This is a genomic window from Paenibacillus mellifer, assembly GCF_023195895.1.
In the GTDB taxonomy this organism is placed as follows: Bacteria; Bacillota; Bacilli; order Paenibacillales; family Paenibacillaceae; genus Fontibacillus; species Fontibacillus mellifer.
In genome coordinates, this window is sequence record NZ_JALPRK010000001.1 from 74,129 (window position 1) to 93,951 (window position 19,823).

Sequence of the window (19,823 nt, forward strand, 5' to 3'; positions counted from 1 at the left end):
GGCTAGTCCTGCTTCTACAGCCTATGCGCCTAAACAGTCGGGCATGCCAAAGACACATTCGTGATCCACGTTTTATTGCCGGAGAAAAAGGGTTTATGGAGTGAAATATGGAATAAAAGGGATATACATAACAGGGTGAAACCCAATCAGCCGATGAAGGGTGAGCGCGCATGACCATTCTTAAAGATATTATTCTTCAGCTCTTCTTTGCCCATATGCCGTTTGTCATGTATAGCGTGTACTATCGGGATCAGTCCAAGAATTACACGCAAAAATTTATTGCGATCACTAGCATGATTTGTTTGTTCATTTCGATGACTTTCGGGGCTAGCGTGGTTAGCGGCTATTTTTACGACATTAGGTATACCATCATGTTTTTTGGCTTGATCTTTGGAGGCTTGCAAACGGGGTTCGCTCTCTTAGCGGAATTTGTTCTGTACCGTTTTTATATCGGGGGCGACGGTACGTTCATTGCGATGGTGATCATGTTGGTGACTTTCACGGGTTCTTTCCTGCTTTACCGTATTTATCAGAAAAGTGAACGGAAATCACTGGTTTTGTTGTTGGCGGGTATGTTCTTCTCTGTAACGCCGCTTCTGTTCGTGTATCTGGAAAATCCGCAATCGGTCATTCATAACTTGAGCTTTCACTTACTAGTCATTCCGATGCAGAATTTGGTGGGCTGCTGGCTGCTGATTACTTTGTTTAGAAAAGCAGTCACGGATAAGGAGCTGTACATTAGCTATGGGCAACACGAGCGGGTGCGGGCCATTAGCCACGTCGCGGCTTCGTTAGTCCATGAGGTGCGGAATCCGTTGACCGCGGTGAAGGGATTTCTTACGCTGATCCGCGACGGCGTAACGGACCGCGGGCGGATTGAACGCTATATTGAAATCTGCATGAGTGAAATTGCCCGGACGGAATATATCCTGTCTGAATATCTGGCCATTTCCAAGCCGATTGGCGATAAGCAGGAACCCACCGATCTTGAGGAGTTGCTCCGGATCACGAAGGATGTCATGAGCCCGTATGCTAACATGCACAACGTGCTGCTTGAAATCAGTCATCCTCCGGAGCCGGTATGGATTCTCGCCAATCCCGATAAAATGAAGCAAGTGCTCGTTAATTTTATCAAAAACGCCGTAGAAGCGTGCGCCGAAGTGCCGCATACCCGCGGTAAGGTTACTTTGCGGCTGCAGGTCGCAGCTCGCAAGGTCACGTTAACCATTCAGGATAACGGGGTCGGCATGACCGAAGAACAAGCGAAACGGTTGGGTTCGATCTATTTTTCCACCAAATCTTCCGGAACAGGGCTCGGCATGACCTTCTCCTACCAAGCGATCCTCTCTTTCGGCGGAACGGTGAATGTGCAAAGCGAACCCGGTGCGGGAACGAAGTTTACGATTCGTTTACCAGTGTATACCCGAGATGTAGAGGCAAGGGAGGGTGTTGAAGCTTGAGCAAGCAAGGCGGAGAACTTGTAGGGAAAATCGTGTTGTTCGTTTTATTATCCGGCGTGATTCTATTTCTCGGATTTTTTGCCGGATTGATCGTTTCCTTCTCAGGAGGGGCGATATTCTATGCACCTCTGGTGCTGGTCGCGACGGCTGTATTGGTCCTATTTCTGGCCTTCTTCTTATTCTTGCCGACACGACACCGGCGCAAGGTGTATGTATCGCTGCTTGCTGTCGTTGTCTTGGGAGGCTTGACGACGGCGGGTTACGAGCTCCGCGAGGCGTACCATAACCGGATTCCGGTTCTCAGCGACCAGGAAGTGAATATGGAGCCGTACCGGCCGTTTGAGGATACAGGCAAGCTGGCGTTGCTGCCGGAACCGTCGAAATTGACAATAACGAAGGATCTGCCGCGGCTTGACGGGGCAACGGCGCTCTATCCGCTGTATGCTGCATTTGCGCAGGCGGTATATCCGCGCCAAGAATACGATCTTTATCAGAGTGAGGTTATGGTGAATACAACGCCCGTAGCTTATAAGAATCTGATCGAAGGCCGAGCGGATCTCATCTTTGTCGCTGCGCCTTCAGAAGGGCAGAAGGCCGCCGCCCGCAAGCAAGGCAAGGAATTGAAGTTCACCCCCATTGGCCGCGAGGCGTTTGTCTTCTTTGTCAACGCGTCCAATCCGGTGACCGAATTAACCACGGAGCAGATTCGCGGGATCTACTCGGGAGAAATCACTCGCTGGAGCGAAGTGGGGGGTGAGGGAGGAAACATTCGGGCGTTTCAGCGGCCGGAGGATAGCGGTAGCCAATCAATGCTGGTTCGGGTGATGGACGGCCGGGAGCTGGCTAAACCTCCCAAGGAGGATGTCGAATCCGGGATGGGCGGTATCATTTCGCGGACCGCGGATTACCGCAATTACAAAAACGCGTTGGGGTATTCGTTCCTTTTTTATGCTACGGAAATGGTGAGGAATGGGAATATCTGCCTGCTGAGTATTGACGGTGTGAAGCCGGAGCGGGCAACGATCGCCAGCGGCGAATACCCGCTAGCGGCGGAGTTCTACGCGGTAACGGCGGGCAGCGACAATCCGAATGTGGAGAAGCTGATCGATTGGATTTTGTCCCCGCAAGGTCAGTATTTAGTGGAACAAACGGGTTATACCCCCCTCTCTCCTTAGAACATATTGACACTCGAATTCCAGATCGATAAACTAAAACATAGGAATTAGCACTCTGTCCCTCAGAGTGCTAATATATTGTTAGACAAGTTAACCCATGCGGCGAAAGGAGATTTGTTTCATGGCGAAAAAACAGTTTAAAGCCGAATCCAAAAGATTGCTGGAAATGATGATCAACTCGATTTATACGCAGAGGGAGATTTTCCTGCGCGAGCTGATTTCGAACGCCAGCGATGCCATCGATAAAATTTATTACCGGGCGTTAACCGATGACCAGCTGGTATTTAACAAGGATGATTATTTTATCAAGATCAAGGCGGACAAGGAAACCCGTACCTTGACGATTTCCGATACCGGTATTGGGATGACGAAGGACGAGATGGAGAACAACCTTGGCATTATTGCCAACAGCGGCTCGTTTGCATTCAAGAACGAAAACGAGCTGAAGGACGGCCATAACATCATCGGGCAGTTCGGCGTTGGCTTCTATTCCGCGTTTATGGTCGCGGACGTGGTTACCGTTATCAGCCGGGCGCTGGGCTCGGATGAAGCCTATAAGTGGGAATCCCGGGGAGCTGACGGGTATACGGTTGAGCTGTGCGAGAAGGCGGAGGTCGGCACAGACATTATTTTGCAGATCAAAGAGAACACTGAAGACGACCAATACGACGAATACCTCGAGGAATATCGGTTGAAGTCGATCGTGAAGAAGTACTCCGATTTCATCCGCTACCCGATTAAAATGGACGTCACGGGCAGCCGGCCGAAGGAAGGCAGCGAAGGCGAATACGAGTCGTATACGGAAGAGCAGACCGTGAACAGCATGGTGCCGATCTGGCGCAAGAACAAATCCGAACTGACGGACGAGGACTATGAGAACTTTTATATGGAAAAACGTTACGGGTTCGACAAACCGGTATCGCATATCCATATCAAGGCGGATGGCGCGGTCGTATACAATGCGATTTTGTACATTCCGGAGACGACGCCGTTTGACTATTACACCAAGGAATACGAAAAAGGGCTGGAGCTGTATTCAAACGGCGTGCTGATCATGAACAAATGCGCCGACCTGCTGCCGGACTATTTCAGCTTCGTCAAAGGGATGGTAGATTCTGAGGATCTCTCGCTCAACATTTCGCGGGAAATGCTGCAGCATGACCGTCAGTTGAAGGCGATCGCGAAAAATATTCAGAGCAAGATCAAGAGCCAATTGCAGACGCTGCTTAAGGATGGGCGCGACAAATACGAGAAGTTTTACGCTTCGTTTGGCCGTCAACTGAAGTTTGGCGTGTACAACGACTATGGGATGAACAAGGACGTGCTTCAGGATCTGCTGCTGTTCACTTCGTCCAAGGAGAAGAAGCTTGTCACGCTAGAAGAATACGTCTCCCGCATGTCGGAGGACCAAAAGTATATTTACTATGCCGCCGGCGAATCGGTGGAACGTCTGGAGAAACTGCCGCAAACCGAGCTGGTGCTTGATAAAGGATATGAAATCTTGTATTTCACCGACGACATCGATGAGTTTGCGATCAAGATGATCATGAAATACAAGGACAAGGAATTCAAGTCGGTGTCGAGCGGCGACTTGGGCATCGAAGCCGAGGCTTCCGAAGACAAGGCCGATGCGGACGAGAACAAGGAATTGTTCGCGGCAATGAAGGACTTGCTGACAGGCAAGGTGAAGGAAGTCAAAGCATCCAAACGCCTGAAATCTCATCCGGTGTGCTTGTCGACGGAAGGCGAGCTGACGATCGAGATGGAAAAAGTGCTGAATGCGATGCCTGGCGCGGACGGGCAGTCGGTTAAAGCGGACAAGGTGCTGGAGCTCAACGTGAACCATGACGTGTTCCAGTCGTTGAAGAAGGCTTACGACAGTGACAAAGAAAAGTTGGCTTTGTACACGAACCTGTTGTACAATCAGGCGCTCTTGATCGAAGGATTGCCGGTGAGCGATCCGGTTGAATTTACGAACGACATTTGTAAAGTGATGGTGTAAGCGGGCAGGGGCCCGAAAGGATGGGAACCACCTTCTTGCGAAAAAGGCGAGAGGGTGGTTCTTTTGTTTTTGGCTTGGAATGTGCCATCATGAGGGTGGGGGCGATATGTAGTGTTTAATGATTTCAAGCTCGTGGCCGAGACGCCGGTGTACGTGCAGGTGAAAAATTATATCAAACGTCTGATGATGCAAGGGGCTTTGCAGGCGGGTCAACGGCTTCCGTCGACACGGGAACTGGCCGAGTTGCTGGGGGTTAGCCGGGGGAGCATCATTGCCGCTTACGAGGCATTGACCGACGAAGGACTCGCATACGCGGTTACGGGAAAGGGGAGCTTCGTGGCCGAGATGTCCACACCAGGAGCACATGCCATCCCGGCCTGGCGAATGAACTGGCATGAACGAATGAACCGGCAAGCCCGGTTGTCCGTGGAGCTCGATCATATGAAACGCAATCAGCCCGGCCTGCGGGCGAAGAAAGGCACCATTCTATTTACGAGCATCGCCCCTGACGAGCAGCTGTTTGATCTGGAGAACGTAAAGCGCGCTTTCCTGGATCGGATGGCGGTGGAAGGCCGTGTTCTATTGAACTACGGTTACGCCAAAGGATATAAACCGCTCATCGATTATCTGCTTAAATATATGGAACACAAAGGCGTGGATCTAACGGGCAAGGATATGCTGATCACCAGTGGATTTACCGAAGGGCTGGACATCGTCCTGTCGGCGATCGGGCGGGACGGCGGTGCGGGCGGGCGCATGCTATGCGAAAATCCAACGCACCAGACCGCGATCAAAAATTTGCGGCGGCACGGGTTCGAGATCACCGGGATTCCGATGGAGCCGGATGGCCTGGACTTGGCCGCGCTGGAGCGGGAGCTTCAGACACAGTCGTTCGACGGTGCGTTTCTGGTGCCGTCCTACCACAACCCAACCGGCATCGTGACATCCGCCGAGAAACGGCTGGCCCTGCTGGAGCTGCTTGGCCGCTACCGGGTGCCGGTCATCGAGGACGGGTTTAATGAAGAACTCAGGTACACCGGTTCCCATGTCGCGCCGTTGATTGCAATGGCAGGGCAGGGGAACGGGGTAGTCTATTTGGGGAGTTTCTCTAAGGTGTTATTCCCGGGCATCCGCGTAGGCTGGGTGCTGGCGGACCGTGAGCTGATCGAGGTGCTGGAGAGCGTCAAACGGGCGCGCAGCATTCATACTTCGACGCTGGACCAATCGCTGCTGTATCAATATTTGTTGAACGGCAACCTGGAGAAGTACCTGAAGCGGGCCCGGGCCGAATATCGGCGGAAATACGAATGGACGAAAGCCTGCTGCGAGCGGGATGTGCCGTATGCTCGGCTATCGGGCAGCGGGGGGCTGCATTTGTTCCTGGAGTTTCCGGATGGTTTTGATACGTGGGAGCTGCTGGAGCTTTGCGCGGATCAGGGTGTACTCTTTACGCCCGGAGATATGTTCTTCGTGGACGAAGGGGGACGGAACACGATGCGGATCGGGTTCTCGCGGGTGTCCGAGGAAGACATCGAGAAAGGGATTCGGGTGATTGGAGCTGCGGCGGCGAAGTTGTTAGAAGCGGTTAAGGAATGGGACTTGAACAACGGTTGAAGGAGAGGAATTGGATGAAAGTAGGCGTAATTATGGGCGGCGTCTCCTCGGAACGTGAGGTATCGCTGATGACGGGGAAGGAAATCGTGGGACGGCTGGACCCAAGTAAATATGAAGTTCTGCCGATCGATGTGGCGAAGCGTGAGGAGCTGATCGACCGGGTGCGGGGCATCGACTTCGCTTTGCTTGCGCTTCACGGTGCGTTTGGCGAGGATGGTACGGTGCAGGGAGTGCTCGAGACGATGGGGATCCCATATTCGGGCAGCGGCGTGTTGTCCAGCAGCTTGTGCATGGATAAGAACCTGACGAAGCGGCTGCTGCGAGCCGAAGGCGTGATTACCGCGGACTGGGTCTATCTGGATCGGTCGATGTTTGCCGACGGATCGTGGGAGGCTCAAGTCGCGGGACTTGCGTACCCGCTGTTCGTTAAGCCGAACGCCGGAGGCTCCAGCATCGGCGTGCAGCGCGTCGACCGGCAGGAGGCGCTGCGGGCGGCGCTTGCGGAGGCGTTCCGCTGGGACGCATCCGTGGTCGTCGAGTTCATGGTAACCGGCCAGGAGATTACCTGTCCGATCCTGGACGGGGAGCTGCTTCCGGTGCTGGGCATTCGGTCCAATGGGGCGGAGTGGTTCGACTACGAAGCCAAATACAGCGACGGCGGGGCGGAGGAGCGCCCGATCACGTTGCCGGCCGAAGTGGAGTCGCGGGTATGGGAGGCCGCGCTGGCCTGCTACCGTCTGCTTCAATGCCGCGTATACGCACGGGTCGATATGATCCTCCAGGACGGTGTGCCCTACGTGCTTGAGGTCAACACGCTGCCTGGGATGACGGCGAACAGCTTGTTGCCCCGCAGCGCCGCCGCAGCCGGTATGAGTTATGGCGAACTGCTCGACCGGATCATCGAGCTGTCGCTGGCCGAGCGGTAATCATGTTGCATTCAATGCAACATTACTGTCAGAGCTGGGGCCTCTGGCCGTGAAATGTTGCACAAAGTACAACATTTTGGGGACATAAAGCCACAGCTAGACGTAAATGTTGCATTCTGTACAACATTATCGGTTGAGGTGGGCTTTGGGGGAGAAAATGTTGCAATTAATTCAACATTTCTCGCTTAGGAGGCCCTTCATAGTCGCGCAGCCGACACAAACAAGAGATCCGCCGCGAGGGGGCGGATCTCTTGGATTAAGCAAGCTGCTGCGAAAGTCATCTAGTTGGCGGGATTCCCGGCCAGCTCCAGTACCTGCTCGACGGGCACGTACTCGAAGTGCAGGTCCCGGGCGACGGAGGCGTACGTGATCGCACCGCCGGCGACGTTAACACCCTTGCGAAGGGCTGCCCGTTCGCTAAGCGCCGTGTAAAGGCCCTTCGAGGCGATCTCCAGCGCGTAAGGCAGCGTGGCGTTAGCCAGCGCCAGCGTGGAGGTGCGCGGCACCGCGCCCGGCATGTTCGCCACGGCGTAGTGGACGACGCCATGTTTCACATACGTCGGATCGGAGTGGGTGGTGATCCGATCCACCGTTTCGAAGATACCGCCCTGGTCGATGGCCACATCTACTACAACCGAGCCGGGGCGCATCGCCTTGACCATACTCTCGGTGACCAGCTTCGGTGCCTTGGCGCCGGGGATCAGCACCGCGCCGATCACCAGGTCGGACTCGCCGACTGCCTCGGCGATGTGCTGCGGATTGGACATCAGCGTCTGCACGCTTGCGCCGAAGACATCCTCCAGTTGCCGCAGGCGATCCGCGTTCAGGTCGATGATCGTCACGTCGGCGCCCAGGCCGATGGCTACCCGGGCCGCATTCGTCCCGACCACACCTCCGCCGATGATCGTCACCTTGCCACGCTTGACGCCGGGCACGCCGCCAAGCAGGATCCCTTTGCCGCCGTGCGGCTTCTCCAGGAACTGCGCTCCGATTTGCACGGACATCCGCCCGGCAACCTCGCTCATCGGCGTCAACAGCGGCAGCGTGTGGTTCACTTCGACCGTCTCGTATGCGATGGCGGTCACGCCCTGGTCTTTTAACGCTTGAGTCAACTCCGGTTCCGGCGCCAGATGCAAATAAGTAAAGAGGATCAGACCTTGGCGGAAAAAGCCATACTCCGACGGCTGAGGTTCCTTCACCTTCATTACCAGATCCGCAGACCACACGTCTGCGGCGCTGCCGAGCACCTTAGCTCCGGCTGACGCATATTCCGTATCCTCAAAGCCGCTGCCGGCTCCCGCCTGGGTCTCGATCCACACTTGATGCCCTGCATTGACCAGAGAGTAGGCGCCCGAAGGGGTCAAGGCCACCCGGTTTTCATTGTTTTTGATTTCTCTTGGGACTCCTACAATCATCTTGTTACCTCCTCTGTCACACCATCTGACATCAGTATAGGACAGGAACGACGCTTTTTGTTTGTGGAGTTATAAGAAAAAAAACAGCCAGAATTGTGAAATATCACAAATCGCGGCTGCCGCCGAAGCGCTCGGCTTTGAGTTCCAGGTACAAGGTCACCTTCTGCTCCATGCTGGATAAGTCGATCCGGCCGATTTCGGCGATTCGCTTCAGCCGGTAATTCAACGTGTTGGCGTGAATGTGCAGCGCGTCGGCGGCGATTTTCGCATTGCTGTCGTGTGTCAAAAACACCTCCAACGTATGCGCCAGCTCGCTGTGATGCTCCTGATCGTAGGCCTGCAGCCGGGCCAGTTGCCCTCCTGCGCGGCCGTGCTTCTGGAGCTCCTCCCAGATTCGGGGCAAATACCGGTAGTAACCGAGATCGCCGTACATGACCAGATCTCCGGTTTCCTCGGGAAACCGCCGCTTCACCTGGAGCAGGAGAAGCGCTTCACGATAGCTGTCCTCCAGCCGTCCGTATTCGCTAAACGTCCCTCCGCTGGCCAATCCGAGAAACTGCGCTGAGAAGAATGAAAGCAAATTCCGCTGAAGAAGCCCCAGCTGGTTGGCAACTCCATCCATGGTATCAGGCGCTAGCGGCGCAAATAGCAAAATCAGCTGATTTTTATCGATGGCGCGCAGCACAATTCGGCTATAAGCGGAGAGGGGGGCACATTTCTCCAGCGTCTGCCGCTGCAACGCTTCTTTGACTTCGGTGGCAAACTGCAGGACGACCACATGGAATTGCGGAGGGAGGGTAATCCCAATCCGGTGGGCTTTATCCCGGATAAGGCTTTCGTGGGACAGATGCCCGGTGAGCAGCTGCCAGAAGAAATCGCGATGCGCCTCTTCCTCCTTATGGCGCTGCAGCTGCCATTGCGCCATTTTGGTGCGGGCGGCTTGGGCAGCCTGGGCGAACAACGCCATTTCCCGTTCCGAAAAAGGCTTCTCCGTCTCCAGCACCCAGATAAAGCCGACAACCCGGGAGCCCGAGCGGATGGCGGTTGCCACGCGGCCGTTTAGCCCCACCTCTTGAATCGGGGCGATGCGGATCGGCGTTTCGCTCTCCAGAAGGCGAGGGATGACCCCATCCCGCCAGAGGCTGCCGATGATCTGATCAGGGACCCGGCGTCCGACAATGGTTGCCAGCCGCGCCGCGTCGGTCTCCGGCACGTGCGAGCTGTAGGCAACCAGCCGATGGCTGGCGTCTTCGATTGTGACCGGACGCCCCAGCACGTCGCTAATTTTCTCCGCAAGCAATTCCAGATTGTCGGAGTAAGGTTCGAATGGGTCGTCCTGATCTTCTCGCATAGGGGCACCTCCGATGCTTATATATTTTCAAAATCATCAATCGGTAACGGAAAGAGGGTAAATGTGATGACGACAACGCAAACGAGGATATTCTCATCCATCGGCTACCGTGAAACCTGGGCGGAGGTGTCGCTGGATGCCATCGCCCACAATACGGGGCTCTTCCGCAAGCAAGCCGCCGAGAGCTGCCGGGTGATGGCCGTGGTCAAAGCGAACGGCTATGGGCATGGAGCCGTGCAGGCGGCGCAAGCTGCAATCCGTGCTGGAGCCGAATACCTCGGCGTTGCTCTCGTCGATGAAGCACTGCAGCTTCGGGCCGCCGGTATAACACAGCCTATTCTTGTGCTCGGCTACACGCCACCGTTTGGCGTTGAAGCGGCCGTTCAGCACGGCATTACTTTTACGGTGTATACCGAGGAGGTGCTGGATGAGGCGATCGTTTGTGCGAAAAAACAACGACGTGAAGCCCGCATCCATTTGAAATTCGATACCGGGATGTCCCGAATCGGCCTGCCTACCGTCGAGGCGGTGATCGAGATGGCCGAACATGCCGCGACCGCCGCTCCCTTCGTCGTGCTGGAAGGGTTGTTTACGCATTTTGCCGATGCGGACGGCCCCGATCCGGCGTACACGTTGGAGCAATTTGGCCGGCTTAGCGCCTGCATCGACGCCTTGGAAGCCCGCGGCCTGCACATCCCGATCAAGCACTGCTGTAATAGTGCCGCGGCGATGCGGTTCCCGCAAATGCATCTGGACATGGTGCGGATCGGGATCGCACTCTACGGGTTATATCCTTCGCCGCTTCTGCGGCTGCCGGAATACCCGCTGCGTCAGGCGATGCAGCTGAAGACGAAAATCGCCTCGCTTCAGCGGATCGAGCCGGGCCGCACCGTCAGCTACGGCCGGACGTACCGGGCGGTCACGGAACGGATCACCGCCACCATCCCGGTCGGTTATGCCGACGGCCTGTCGCGGGCGCTGTCCAATCGCGGCTGTGCGCTGGTGCGCGGGCAGCGGGTCCCGATCATCGGCCGGATCTGCATGGATCAGGCCATGCTGGACGTGACCGAGGCAGAAAGCGTCCGCGCGGGCGACGAGGTCGTGATTTTCGGCGGAACGGCAGCGGGGGCGTCGATTTCGATCGACGAAGTAGCCGACTGGATGGGGACGATCAATTATGAAGTCGTTTGTTTGCTCGGTCCAAGAGTGCCGCGCGTCTATCACGACGCTCCGTAACTCATGTAACAATAGGTATCATACCTTTGGCATCATAATCCAAGTTCTGGGTTTCGTAAAGAGGTTTTTCCGGTTTTTATCATGATGCGCTTCATTTGTGTTATATTACCTAACACAAAACCCCTGCTCTGATCATCAGAGTAGGGGTTTTGTGCTGGAAAATGATCAAGAACGGCGGGTGAAGGATAACACGATGTTCTGCGGGTAATCGCCAAAACCGCTGCCGAACAGGTTAAGCCCGCGTTGATTGGCGGCATCCTCACGGACTTCGAAGCGGATGCGGATCGGCTTGTTGAACGCCAAGCCCAGCCCGGCGATCGCGGTAGGCTCGGCGGAAACGCCGTTGACGAAGCTGCCTTCCCGAGTCACGCGCCATTCGGTAAGCTGCCCGTATTGGGTACCGCCTTTCCACTTTTCAGGCGTCAGTTTGCCTTGGCGCTCGCCGAAATCGCCGGGGCTGGTCCAGGTGCCGACCGGCAAGCCGTTCACGCTGACCGTAATGTCGGAAGGCCAATCTTCCCGGAACCCCGGGGCCTCGGAACAAACCTCCGCCCGGATGCAGAGCTCCTCCAGTTCGACGCTCGGCGGCAGCGGATTGGCAAAATAGTATTCGACGTACCCCGCCTCGGCGAACCAGAGCAGCGCGGCCTCGGTCCGCTCCGGCATATAAAACGCCCGCGGATCGTCCTGGGAGCCGATTAGGCCCGCGTCGCGTCCGACCATGCCGCAAGGCGGGCTGACGGAGCAGATGGAATACATGCCGATGGGCATGTGAATTTCCTCTACATGATGGAGGCCTTCTCCAGGCTGGGTCGGAAGTTCCAGGAGAATGGAGCGGCAGGTAACCGAGCAGATTTTCTCCCGATTAGCCCCGGGGGCGGAGACGATCAACTCGGCCTGCTCCAGAATCTGCACGTTGATGGAAATGGTCGGCTGGGCGACGCCAAGCGCTTCGGCCAACTGGCTGATGCTCATCGGCTGTCTGCCCAACGCTTCGAGGATGCGGACGCGGACGTCTCCGGACAAAGCTTTGGCCACGTCAAGTATCCGAGAGGCCGGGTATCGTTGGGTGTCCTGACGGTGCGGTTCACTCATCTACATATTCCTTTCTTCGAACGGTAGTCATAAAGTCAAAACACGTATCGGCATCAAACCTGTAGCCAGTGTACCTCAAAAACGTTATATTGTAAATTTATAATATACATTGTGAATGTCTAATATATATGCTATCATGGGGGCGAAATGATCCGAATTATCCTGTTCCAGTTAAAAATGAAAGGTGTGCAAACTTGATGACGAAACCATCGTTAACGGCGGAAGCGTCCGCGATTCCGCGTCCGGAGCATCCCCGGCCGGATTGGCAGCGGCCGGATTGGCTCAATCTGAACGGAACCTGGTCGTTCCGGTTCGAACCGATTGGCGAAGGGGCCGGCACGTCCCGAGAGGATGGGGAAGCAAAGGATTTTCCAGAACGGATTAAGGTGCCGTTTTCCTGGTCCAGCCCGTTGTCCAGCATTGGCAACAACAAAGCAGGTATCGGTTGGTACCGGCGGACCGTCACCTGGCATCCAGAGGCATCCGGATCGCGGATTTTCCTCCATTTTGGGGCCGTCGATTATCAATGCGACGTTTGGGTCAACGGTGTCCATACCGGATCGCACCGGGGCGGATATGGCAACTTCGAGTTTGAGGTGACGGACTGTTGGGACGCGGATGGGGAAAATACGATCCTGGTCCGCGCGGAAGATGCAGACGGAGACGATCAAGCGCGCGGCAAGCAGGGATACGGTGAGATTCGCGGCATTTGGCAGCCGGTATGGCTGGAAGCACGGCCGCAATCCTACGTGCAGGACGCGAAGTTCCGCACGTCTCTCGACGGCCAGGTTGAAGTGACAGCCCGCATCCTTGCAAAGGAACCATCGGCGGCAAAGCTCGCCTTGCGGTTTCAAGACGGGGCCGTAGAGCATACGGAAGAACTGACGTTGGTCGCCGGCGAGAATACAATCCGCACCTCGTTCCAGGTAGCGGAGCCCCGGCTGTGGAGCCCGGAAACGCCGCATCTCTACGAGGGGGAGCTGCGGCTGACGGCGGCTTCCGGGGAGGACGCGGTCGCCACGTATTTCGGCATTCGCGAAATCGGCACCGCCCGTTTCGGGCAGCGGGATTACCGCTGGATCACGTTGAACGGAAAGCCGATTTATCTGAACGGTACGCTGGACCAATCTTTTCACCCGACCGGTTATTTCACCTATCCGACGGACGAGGACATGCGGGACGAAATTTTCTTGATGAAGCGGCTTGGGCTGAACTTCGCGCGCATCCACATCAAGCCGGAAGAACCGCGCAAGCTGTATTGGGCTGATAAGCTGGGGCTGCTCATCATGCAGGATATGCCCTGCTTCTGGGGCGAACCCGGCGAATCGGCGCGAACGGCCTACGAAAGCGAAGCGCGCGAGGTCATCGAGCGGGACTACAATCATCCGTCGATTTTCTCCTGGATCATGTTCAATGAAACCTGGGGGTTAAAATCGGGGAAAGCGGCAGGCAGCTTGACCGGAGATGAATCGGGCAACATGAATTATTTGCCCGAGACCCAGGAATGGGTCCAAAGAATTTACCGCTGGGCCAAAGAGACGGACCCGACGCGCCTCGTGGAGGACAATTCCGCCTGCAACTGGGACCATGTCGAAACGGACTTGAACACGTGGCATTTTTACTTGAACGGGTATGAAAAGGTGCGCGAGCATGTCGGTAAAGTGGTGGAAAGCACGCATCCGGGGTCAACATTCAACTATATCGGCGGGCGAATGCAGACGGACGCGCCGTTGATGAACAGCGAATGCGGCAACGTGTGGGGCATCGAACACAGCGCGGGGGACAGCGACCTGGCCTGGCATTACCATTACATGCTGAACGAATTCCGCCGCCATGACAAAATGTGCGGTTTCGTGTTTACGGAATTCCGGGATGTGACGAACGAATTTAACGGGTATTACCGGCTGGACGGAACGGAAAAAGACTTCGGCTACGGCGAATTCGTGCCGGGCATGACGCTCGCCGACCTGCATGCGCCGGACTTCATCGTCATCGACGCGCCTCCTTCGCAAACGGTCGCCGCCGGGGCGAAGGTGTCCGTGCCCCTCTTACGCTCCAGCTTTTCGGACCGTCACCACGGCCGCACGCTCAACCTCGTTTGGGAGCTGTGGCACGACGATCTTGGCGTTCGCGTCGTTGCGGACCGCGGCGAGCGTGGCGTCGCCTGGGAGGATTACGGCGTGGCGGAGCTGGCAACGCTCGAGATCGCGATGCCTAAGCAGGACGTCGTTGCGGTGCTGGCCTTGCGGCTGGTTGCCGAAGGAGGCGAGACGGTGTCGCGCAACTTCGTCGCGTTCGACGTCCGCGGCGATGGCACCGTTCCTGATTCCGCCGGCGTTCATACGGTGAACGTCCCGGTGGGAAGCTTTGCGCAGCAGACGTTTGCGCTGCAGTGGGAGTCGATCCAAGGAGCGAAGGCGAGCGGCGCGGGCGCAGGCGCCTTCGCGTATGAGGTTCGGCTGCCGGAACGGGAGGAGATGGCGTTGATCGGCGACATCGAAATCGCCTTCGAAGCCGGCGCCAAAAGGGTGCTCGCCCGCAACCTCGAAGGCGTCAAAACGAGCGATCACGGGATCGGCTACATGCATGGGGCTTCCGCCAACGTCGAATACAACCCGAACACCTACTACATGACGGATGAAATCCGCCATGAATCCAAGGTGACGGTTTGCATCGACGGCGAGCCTGTCGGAAGCGTGCACCTCCCCGACGATCCGGCGGATGCCCGCGGCATATTGTCCTGGCATTACCAGCCGGTGGATAATCGCTTGGATGAGGCGGGTTCGTACGGGTATCTATGCCGCATCAAGGTACCCGGTCGCATTGCCGCCAAATTGGATCGCAGCCGCAACTTCCGGCTGGAGCTGCGTGCCGGGGAAGGCGGGCTGGCGCTGTACGGCCGGAACGCCGGGCGCTATCCGCTGGACATTCAGGTGCGCTGCCGTTAACCCGTTAGCTTCACTCCTCACAAGTCGAAAGACCGTCCAATTATTTCCCGGACGGTCTTTCGCTATTGAGACGAGGGACAGGTGCCATACCGCTACACCGTATTCTCTTATTGCACGCATAGCCCAATCAGTCTAGAATTGGGCATGAGATCTGTTAAATTTAAATCCAAACATCGCAGGAGCGTGAGAGGATGAAGTACAGAAGGTACGGCACGACCGGCAAGCAGGTGTCGGAAATTGGTTTTGGCGCTTGGCAGCTCGGCAACAAGCAGGATTGGGCGGCGATGGAGGACGAGGAGGCCGTGCGTTTAGTGCATGAAGCGCTGGACCTGGGAGTCAACTTTTTTGATACCGCTCCCAATTATGGTCAAGGCAAAAGCGAGGTGCTGCTTGGCAAAGCCCTGGAAAGAAAACGTGATAAAGCGGTCCTTAATACGAAATTCGGCCATTCCCCGGAAGGGACGGATTATTCGGCAGCCCAAATTCGAAATTCAATTGAACGCAGCTTAATGCGGCTGCAAACCGATTATGTCGATTCCGTATTGATTCACAATCCCCCGTTCGACCATCTGGACGGCAAATACGGACATTATCAGGTGCTGGAGGATCTTAAGGCGGAAGGCAAAATCCTGGCGTACGGTGTGTCCGTGGATTCCAGCCGCGAGATGCTTGAGGTATTGGAGCATGCCCGACCTGGTGTTATGGAAGTGATGTTCAACATCTTTTATCAAGAGACGGCGCAGGCATTCCAAGCAGCCAAAGAGAAGGATGTCGCGTTGATCATCAAGGTGCCGCTTGATTCCGGCTGGTTGTCAGGTAAATACCATGGGTCCAGCTCATTCTCGGGCGTTCGCGGCCGCTGGTCCCCGGAGGTCATTCAAACCCGTGCGGAGCTGGTGGAGCAGATTCGCTTTCTAGAGGATGAGCAAACGACGATGACGATGGCGGCGCTGCGTTTTATTTTGGCATACCCGGAGGTCACGACGATCATTCCCGGCGTTCGGAACAGCGCTCAGCTTCGTGAGAATGTGGCTGCCAGCGACGAAGCGCTGCCTGAAGCTGCGCTGCGACAATTACAGGACCTTTGGGAGCGGGAAATCCGCTTTAAATCGCTCGGCTGGTAATCATGAAGTTGATGGTGCAGGATCAAGCATTTTACCGCAGTTTTTTCAGACTCACCTGGATCATTGCGCTGCAAAATGTCATTTCCTTTGGTGTGAACTTATCGGATAATATCATGCTTGGCGGGTACAGCGAATCGGCCTTGTCCGGCGTGGCCCTTGCCAATCAGCTGCAGTTCCTGCTGCAAATGCTTGTCATGGGCGTAGGCGAGGGCGTAGTGATCCTCTCGTCGCGAGCCTGGGGGGCGCGGGACATGACAACCATCAAGAGGGTGGCCAGCATCGGAATGCGTCTTGCTCTGGCGCTCGCCTTGGTGTTGTGGTTGGCTGTGTTCTTGTTCCCTCATGGGTGCTTGTCCTTGTTCACCAACGAGGACAGCGTCATCGCCGAAGGGGCTAACTACTTACGAATCATCGGTTTCTCGTATCTCTTCTTTGCAGCGACCAATCTGCTGCTGGCTTCCTTACGTAGTGTAGAAACGGTCCGAGTCGGATTTATTCTCTCTCTATCGACGTTAGTCATCAACATCTGCTTGAACTATTTACTGATCTACGGGCATTTCGGCTTCCCCGCATGGGGGGTCCGCGGCTCGGCGGCGGCGACGTTAACGGCCCGGATCATCGAACTCGCGATCGTGTTGGTGTATCTCAAGCGAGTGGATCGGAAAATCAACTTTACGTTGCGGGATTTCTTCCATTTTGATCGCCAAACGTTCAAACAATACTTAAATGTCGGCTCGCCGATCCTGATGTCCAATGCCCTCTGGGGACTCGCTATGGCGGTGCAGTCTGGAATTTTGGGACATATGGGGGAAGCGGCGATTGCCGCGAACAGCATCGCGACGACGGTATTTCAAATCGTATCGGTCGTAACGTATGCTTCCGCCAGTGCGACGGCCGTCATTATCGGAAAGACGATTGGTGCCGGGCATCCGGAGAAGATCAAGCCCTACGCCCAGACGCTGCAGGTGCTTTACTTGATGATCGGTTTGGGGACGGGGGCGGTTCTCTTTTTGATCAAAGACGTGGTGCTGGGCTTCTATGCCATATCCCCTGAATCCAAGGCATTGGCACTCCAGTTTATGACGGTGCTTTCGATTACAGCGGTAGGCACAGCCTACCAGATGCCGGCACTAACGGGAATTGTGCGTAGTGGGGGGGATACGAGGTTTGTGTTGTACAACGACTTCATTTTCATGTGGCTGATCGTGTTGCCTTCGGCCTTCCTGTGCGCCGCGGTGTTTGGGCTGTCGCCGTTGTTGACGTTTATTTGTCTCAAATCCGACCAAATCCTGAAATGCTTCGTCGCCGTTGTGAAGGTGAACCGTTATCGCTGGATTCGAACATTTGGATCTCCAGAGCCCCGAGGATGAACACTAAAAAAGAATGGACCGCGAGAATCCAGCAACTTGCCGGGTCTTAGGTCCATTCTTTATTCGTTTCAAGCCAATTATTTCGATTGTGCGCCGAGCACCGGTTGGTAGCCCGCCGGGATATACGTAACGGCTTTCACTTCGGAAATAACTTGCGGGTAAAATTGTCCCGGTTGAGGTGCCACAACTCGATAGTCGATAATGGCCTTACCGTCCTTGAATGTGATGCTCGAAACTTCCAGGCCGTAACCTGGGTGCGGAGCCATCGCGGTAATCGACACTTTCGTGATGTCGCTCGAGATTTTGTCTGTATTCATCCCGAAGTCGTACAGGCTGCCGGGAACCGGGTTTTCAACGGGCTGACGGTCCTCAATAAACTGCAGCGTCCGGTCGAGCATACCTGCGGCTTCGCTGCGGGAGACCGGTTGATTAGGTCCGAAGTTCCCCTTTTTATCCAAGGTAACGATTTTGGCTTGAAGAAGAGACTGGATGCTGCTCATATAAGCCTTGTTGATTTGTTTCTCATCGTTGATGTTCAGATATTGCATCGTCCACATGTAATCGCCCTTGGTGCTCAGCGCCTTGAACAGCCAGTGGCTGAACTGCTCCTTCGTCACTTTGGCGGCCGGATTGATGTCCTTTGGAATGTCCAGCCCGTAGTAGTTAGCAATGATGAAAGCTTCGGCATACCAGGCTTTATCGCTTACTTTGGTGTAGTAGTCGCTAGCCTTTGGCATTTGGATGAACCGAATCGTATCAAAATTCAAGTCCAACGTTTTAACAATCAGGGAGACGGCGGAAGCGCCGGTCAGCTTCTGGGCCGGATAGTAGCGGCCGTGGAAATCTCCTTTAATGATTCCCCGCTTCTCAAGGCGTTCGATCGCTTTCTGCTCCTTATCACCCTTGATGTCATTAAAAGCCGAGGCGGTGCCGCCGAACATTAGGGTGAACACAATCACCATCAGCAGCGTCAGCTTCGGAAATTTGGATAGATGAGATTTGGTTTTCATTCGTAATTCCCTCCTGGAACCATAGTGAGTTAAATGCATCATATCCGCCGGGATGCTCCACAGTTCAGCAATGCCCGACGAGGCGAGGCTTAAGGTATCAATTCCCTCCTCCCGGATACGGTTTGATTTAACCCTTTGACGCAGGAAGTGTTAGAGATGTTTCACTTGTTATCCAAATTTTTTTGCGAATCTTAGGAAATCAATCCCGCATAACGCAGCCCTTGGCGAATTCCGCCTTCATCCACGGAGGCGGTGACGTAATTGGCGTAAGGCAGCAAGTCCGGATGGGAATTGCCCATGGCGATGCCCAGGCCAACCTCCTGCAGCATTTCCTTGTCGTTCAAGCCGTCGCCAAAAGCTACGGCCTCGGCAAGGGAGATGCCAAGACGTTCTAGCATGGCCTCGATACCTACGGCTTTGGAGCCGCCGCGAATCGTTACATCCATGGCCTTCGGGTGCCAGCGGATCAAGCGCAGGTCGTCGAACTGCCCTTCATACAGGGATTCATCCTGCTCTTCACTATGCAAGAAGGCTTGATACACCGGCGCTTTACTCCAGAACTCGGGATCGAAACCCGGATGTTCTACCTTAAGGGAATCGATAGATTCGACGATAAACGGGTGGGTATCGGTATTAGCGTAGTAACGCTCATGTCCCTGGAATACAAGCGGATGTTGATGGCTTCCAGCCAGTTCAACCAGCTTCCGGAGGCTTTGCGGGGGCAAGGTGCGCTGGAACAGCGGCTCGCCCCGGTATACGACGTAAGCGCCGTTCAAGCTGACGAAGGATTCGATGTGCAGCAGCTTCGCGATCGGCTCAAAAAAATACGGTGCCCGCCCGGTCGCGATGACCGGCTCGATGCCGTTCGCTTTCAATTCTGCGATGGCCTGAATCGTATCCTCCGGAATCTGCTTGTCCTCGTTCACCAGCGTGCCGTCGATGTCAAAGAAAACGATTTTGTAGTTGTTCATTTGAGATAACTCCTATCCGTTCATCATTTTTATTTATCTATAAAGATAGTGTACCATGCAAGGCAAATCCGGTCATAATCTCCCTTCCTCTTGTACAGAAAGCGTTGTCAAGCTATACTGTGAGCG

Annotated in this window: 14 protein-coding genes; 9 read left to right on the plus strand and 5 right to left on the minus strand. The window is 55.3% G+C overall.

All coding sequences use genetic code 11. From position 1 onward, the window contains the following. Positions 1–170: 170 nt before the first annotated feature. The 5 genes from M0651_RS00340 to M0651_RS00360 all read left to right on the plus strand — a co-directional run bounded on the left by M0651_RS00340 (position 171) and on the right by M0651_RS00360 (position 7,177). Positions 171–1,460 carry an ATP-binding protein gene (locus M0651_RS00340; protein ID WP_248549879.1) on the plus strand — a complete coding sequence of 430 codons (1,290 nt, stop codon included), beginning with the start codon at positions 171–173 and terminating at the stop codon, positions 1,458–1,460. Continuing rightward, entirely contained in the window at positions 1,457–2,635 is a 1,179-nt protein-coding gene (locus M0651_RS00345) for a PstS family phosphate ABC transporter substrate-binding protein (protein ID WP_248549880.1), read from the plus strand. The genes M0651_RS00340 and M0651_RS00345 overlap by 4 nt, the downstream gene beginning before the upstream one ends. A 121-nt stretch (positions 2,636–2,756) precedes the next feature. After that, positions 2,757–4,637, plus strand: a complete 1,881-nt coding sequence (htpG, locus tag M0651_RS00350; RefSeq protein ID WP_248549881.1) for a molecular chaperone HtpG — start codon at positions 2,757–2,759, stop codon at positions 4,635–4,637. Between the two features lie 111 nt (positions 4,638–4,748). Beyond that, positions 4,749–6,251 carry an aminotransferase-like domain-containing protein gene (locus M0651_RS00355; protein WP_248549882.1) on the plus strand — a complete coding sequence of 501 codons (1,503 nt, stop codon included), beginning with the start codon at positions 4,749–4,751 and terminating at the stop codon, positions 6,249–6,251. 14 nt (positions 6,252–6,265) lie between these two features. Beyond that, on the plus strand, positions 6,266–7,177 hold the full coding sequence (locus tag M0651_RS00360) for a D-alanine--D-alanine ligase (protein ID WP_248549883.1): 912 nt from the start codon (positions 6,266–6,268) through the stop codon (positions 7,175–7,177). 281 nt (positions 7,178–7,458) lie between these two features. On the opposite strand, the gene ald is transcribed toward M0651_RS00360, so the two are convergent. Further along, positions 7,459–8,592, minus strand: coding sequence for an alanine dehydrogenase (gene ald, locus M0651_RS00365; RefSeq protein ID WP_248549884.1), 1,134 nt, complete (start codon positions 8,590–8,592; stop codon positions 7,459–7,461). A 103-nt stretch (positions 8,593–8,695) separates the two neighbouring features. Then, positions 8,696–9,943, minus strand: a complete 1,248-nt coding sequence (locus M0651_RS00370) for a PucR family transcriptional regulator (RefSeq protein ID WP_248549885.1) — start codon at positions 9,941–9,943, stop codon at positions 8,696–8,698. Positions 9,944–10,009: 66 nt separating this feature from the next. Between M0651_RS00370 and alr the strand changes: the two genes are divergently transcribed. Continuing rightward, positions 10,010–11,179, plus strand: coding sequence for an alanine racemase (alr, locus tag M0651_RS00375; RefSeq protein WP_248549886.1), 1,170 nt, complete (start codon positions 10,010–10,012; stop codon positions 11,177–11,179). 165 nt (positions 11,180–11,344) lie between these two features. Here the strand turns inward: alr and M0651_RS00380 are convergent, their stop codons facing one another. Next, positions 11,345–12,274 carry an ArsR/SmtB family transcription factor gene (locus M0651_RS00380; RefSeq protein ID WP_248549887.1) on the minus strand — a complete coding sequence of 310 codons (930 nt, stop codon included), beginning with the start codon at positions 12,272–12,274 and terminating at the stop codon, positions 11,345–11,347. 197 nt (positions 12,275–12,471) lie between these two features. On the opposite strand from M0651_RS00380, the gene M0651_RS00385 reads away from it, so the two are divergent. The 3 genes from M0651_RS00385 to M0651_RS00395 all read left to right on the plus strand — a co-directional run bounded on the left by M0651_RS00385 (position 12,472) and on the right by M0651_RS00395 (position 17,716). After that, on the plus strand, positions 12,472–15,222 hold the full coding sequence (locus tag M0651_RS00385; RefSeq protein ID WP_248549888.1) for a glycoside hydrolase family 2 protein: 2,751 nt from the start codon (positions 12,472–12,474) through the stop codon (positions 15,220–15,222). Positions 15,223–15,413: 191 nt separating this feature from the next. Then, positions 15,414–16,346: an aldo/keto reductase gene (locus M0651_RS00390; RefSeq protein WP_248549889.1), complete on the plus strand. Its 933-nt coding sequence runs from the start codon at positions 15,414–15,416 to the stop codon at positions 16,344–16,346. Positions 16,347–16,348: 2 nt separating this feature from the next. Next, the gene (locus M0651_RS00395) at positions 16,349–17,716 is read left to right on the plus strand and encodes an MATE family efflux transporter (protein ID WP_248549890.1); all 1,368 of its coding nucleotides are present in this window, start codon (positions 16,349–16,351) and stop codon (positions 17,714–17,716) included. A gap of 77 nt (positions 17,717–17,793) precedes the next feature. Here the strand turns inward: M0651_RS00395 and M0651_RS00400 are convergent, their stop codons facing one another. After that, on the minus strand, positions 17,794–18,726 hold the full coding sequence (locus M0651_RS00400) for an S-layer homology domain-containing protein (protein WP_248549891.1): 933 nt from the start codon (positions 18,724–18,726) through the stop codon (positions 17,794–17,796). A 191-nt stretch (positions 18,727–18,917) separates the two neighbouring features. Beyond that, the gene (locus M0651_RS00405) at positions 18,918–19,697 is read right to left on the minus strand and encodes a Cof-type HAD-IIB family hydrolase (RefSeq protein ID WP_248549892.1); all 780 of its coding nucleotides are present in this window, start codon (positions 19,695–19,697) and stop codon (positions 18,918–18,920) included. Positions 19,698–19,823: the final 126 nt, after the last annotated feature.

Bases quoted from the DNA above. Each gene is read 5' to 3' on its own strand.
- M0651_RS00340 (WP_248549879.1), top strand. From the start codon at position 171: ATGACCATTCTTAAAGATATTATTCTTCAGCTCTTCTTTGCCCATATG.
- htpG (WP_248549881.1), top strand. From the start codon at position 2,757: ATGGCGAAAAAACAGTTTAAAGCCGAATCCAAAAGATTGCTGGAAATG.
- M0651_RS00360 (WP_248549883.1), top strand. From the start codon at position 6,266: ATGAAAGTAGGCGTAATTATGGGCGGCGTCTCCTCGGAACGTGAGGTA.
- ald (WP_248549884.1), bottom strand. From the start codon at position 8,592: ATGATTGTAGGAGTCCCAAGAGAAATCAAAAACAATGAAAACCGGGTG.
- M0651_RS00370 (WP_248549885.1), bottom strand. From the start codon at position 9,943: ATGCGAGAAGATCAGGACGACCCATTCGAACCTTACTCCGACAATCTG.
- alr (WP_248549886.1), top strand. From the start codon at position 10,010: ATGACGACAACGCAAACGAGGATATTCTCATCCATCGGCTACCGTGAA.
- M0651_RS00380 (WP_248549887.1), bottom strand. From the start codon at position 12,274: ATGAGTGAACCGCACCGTCAGGACACCCAACGATACCCGGCCTCTCGG.
- M0651_RS00385 (WP_248549888.1), top strand. From the start codon at position 12,472: ATGACGAAACCATCGTTAACGGCGGAAGCGTCCGCGATTCCGCGTCCG.
- M0651_RS00390 (WP_248549889.1), top strand. From the start codon at position 15,414: ATGAAGTACAGAAGGTACGGCACGACCGGCAAGCAGGTGTCGGAAATT.
- M0651_RS00395 (WP_248549890.1), top strand. From the start codon at position 16,349: ATGAAGTTGATGGTGCAGGATCAAGCATTTTACCGCAGTTTTTTCAGA.
- M0651_RS00400 (WP_248549891.1), bottom strand. From the start codon at position 18,726: ATGAAAACCAAATCTCATCTATCCAAATTTCCGAAGCTGACGCTGCTG.
- M0651_RS00405 (WP_248549892.1), bottom strand. From the start codon at position 19,697: ATGAACAACTACAAAATCGTTTTCTTTGACATCGACGGCACGCTGGTG.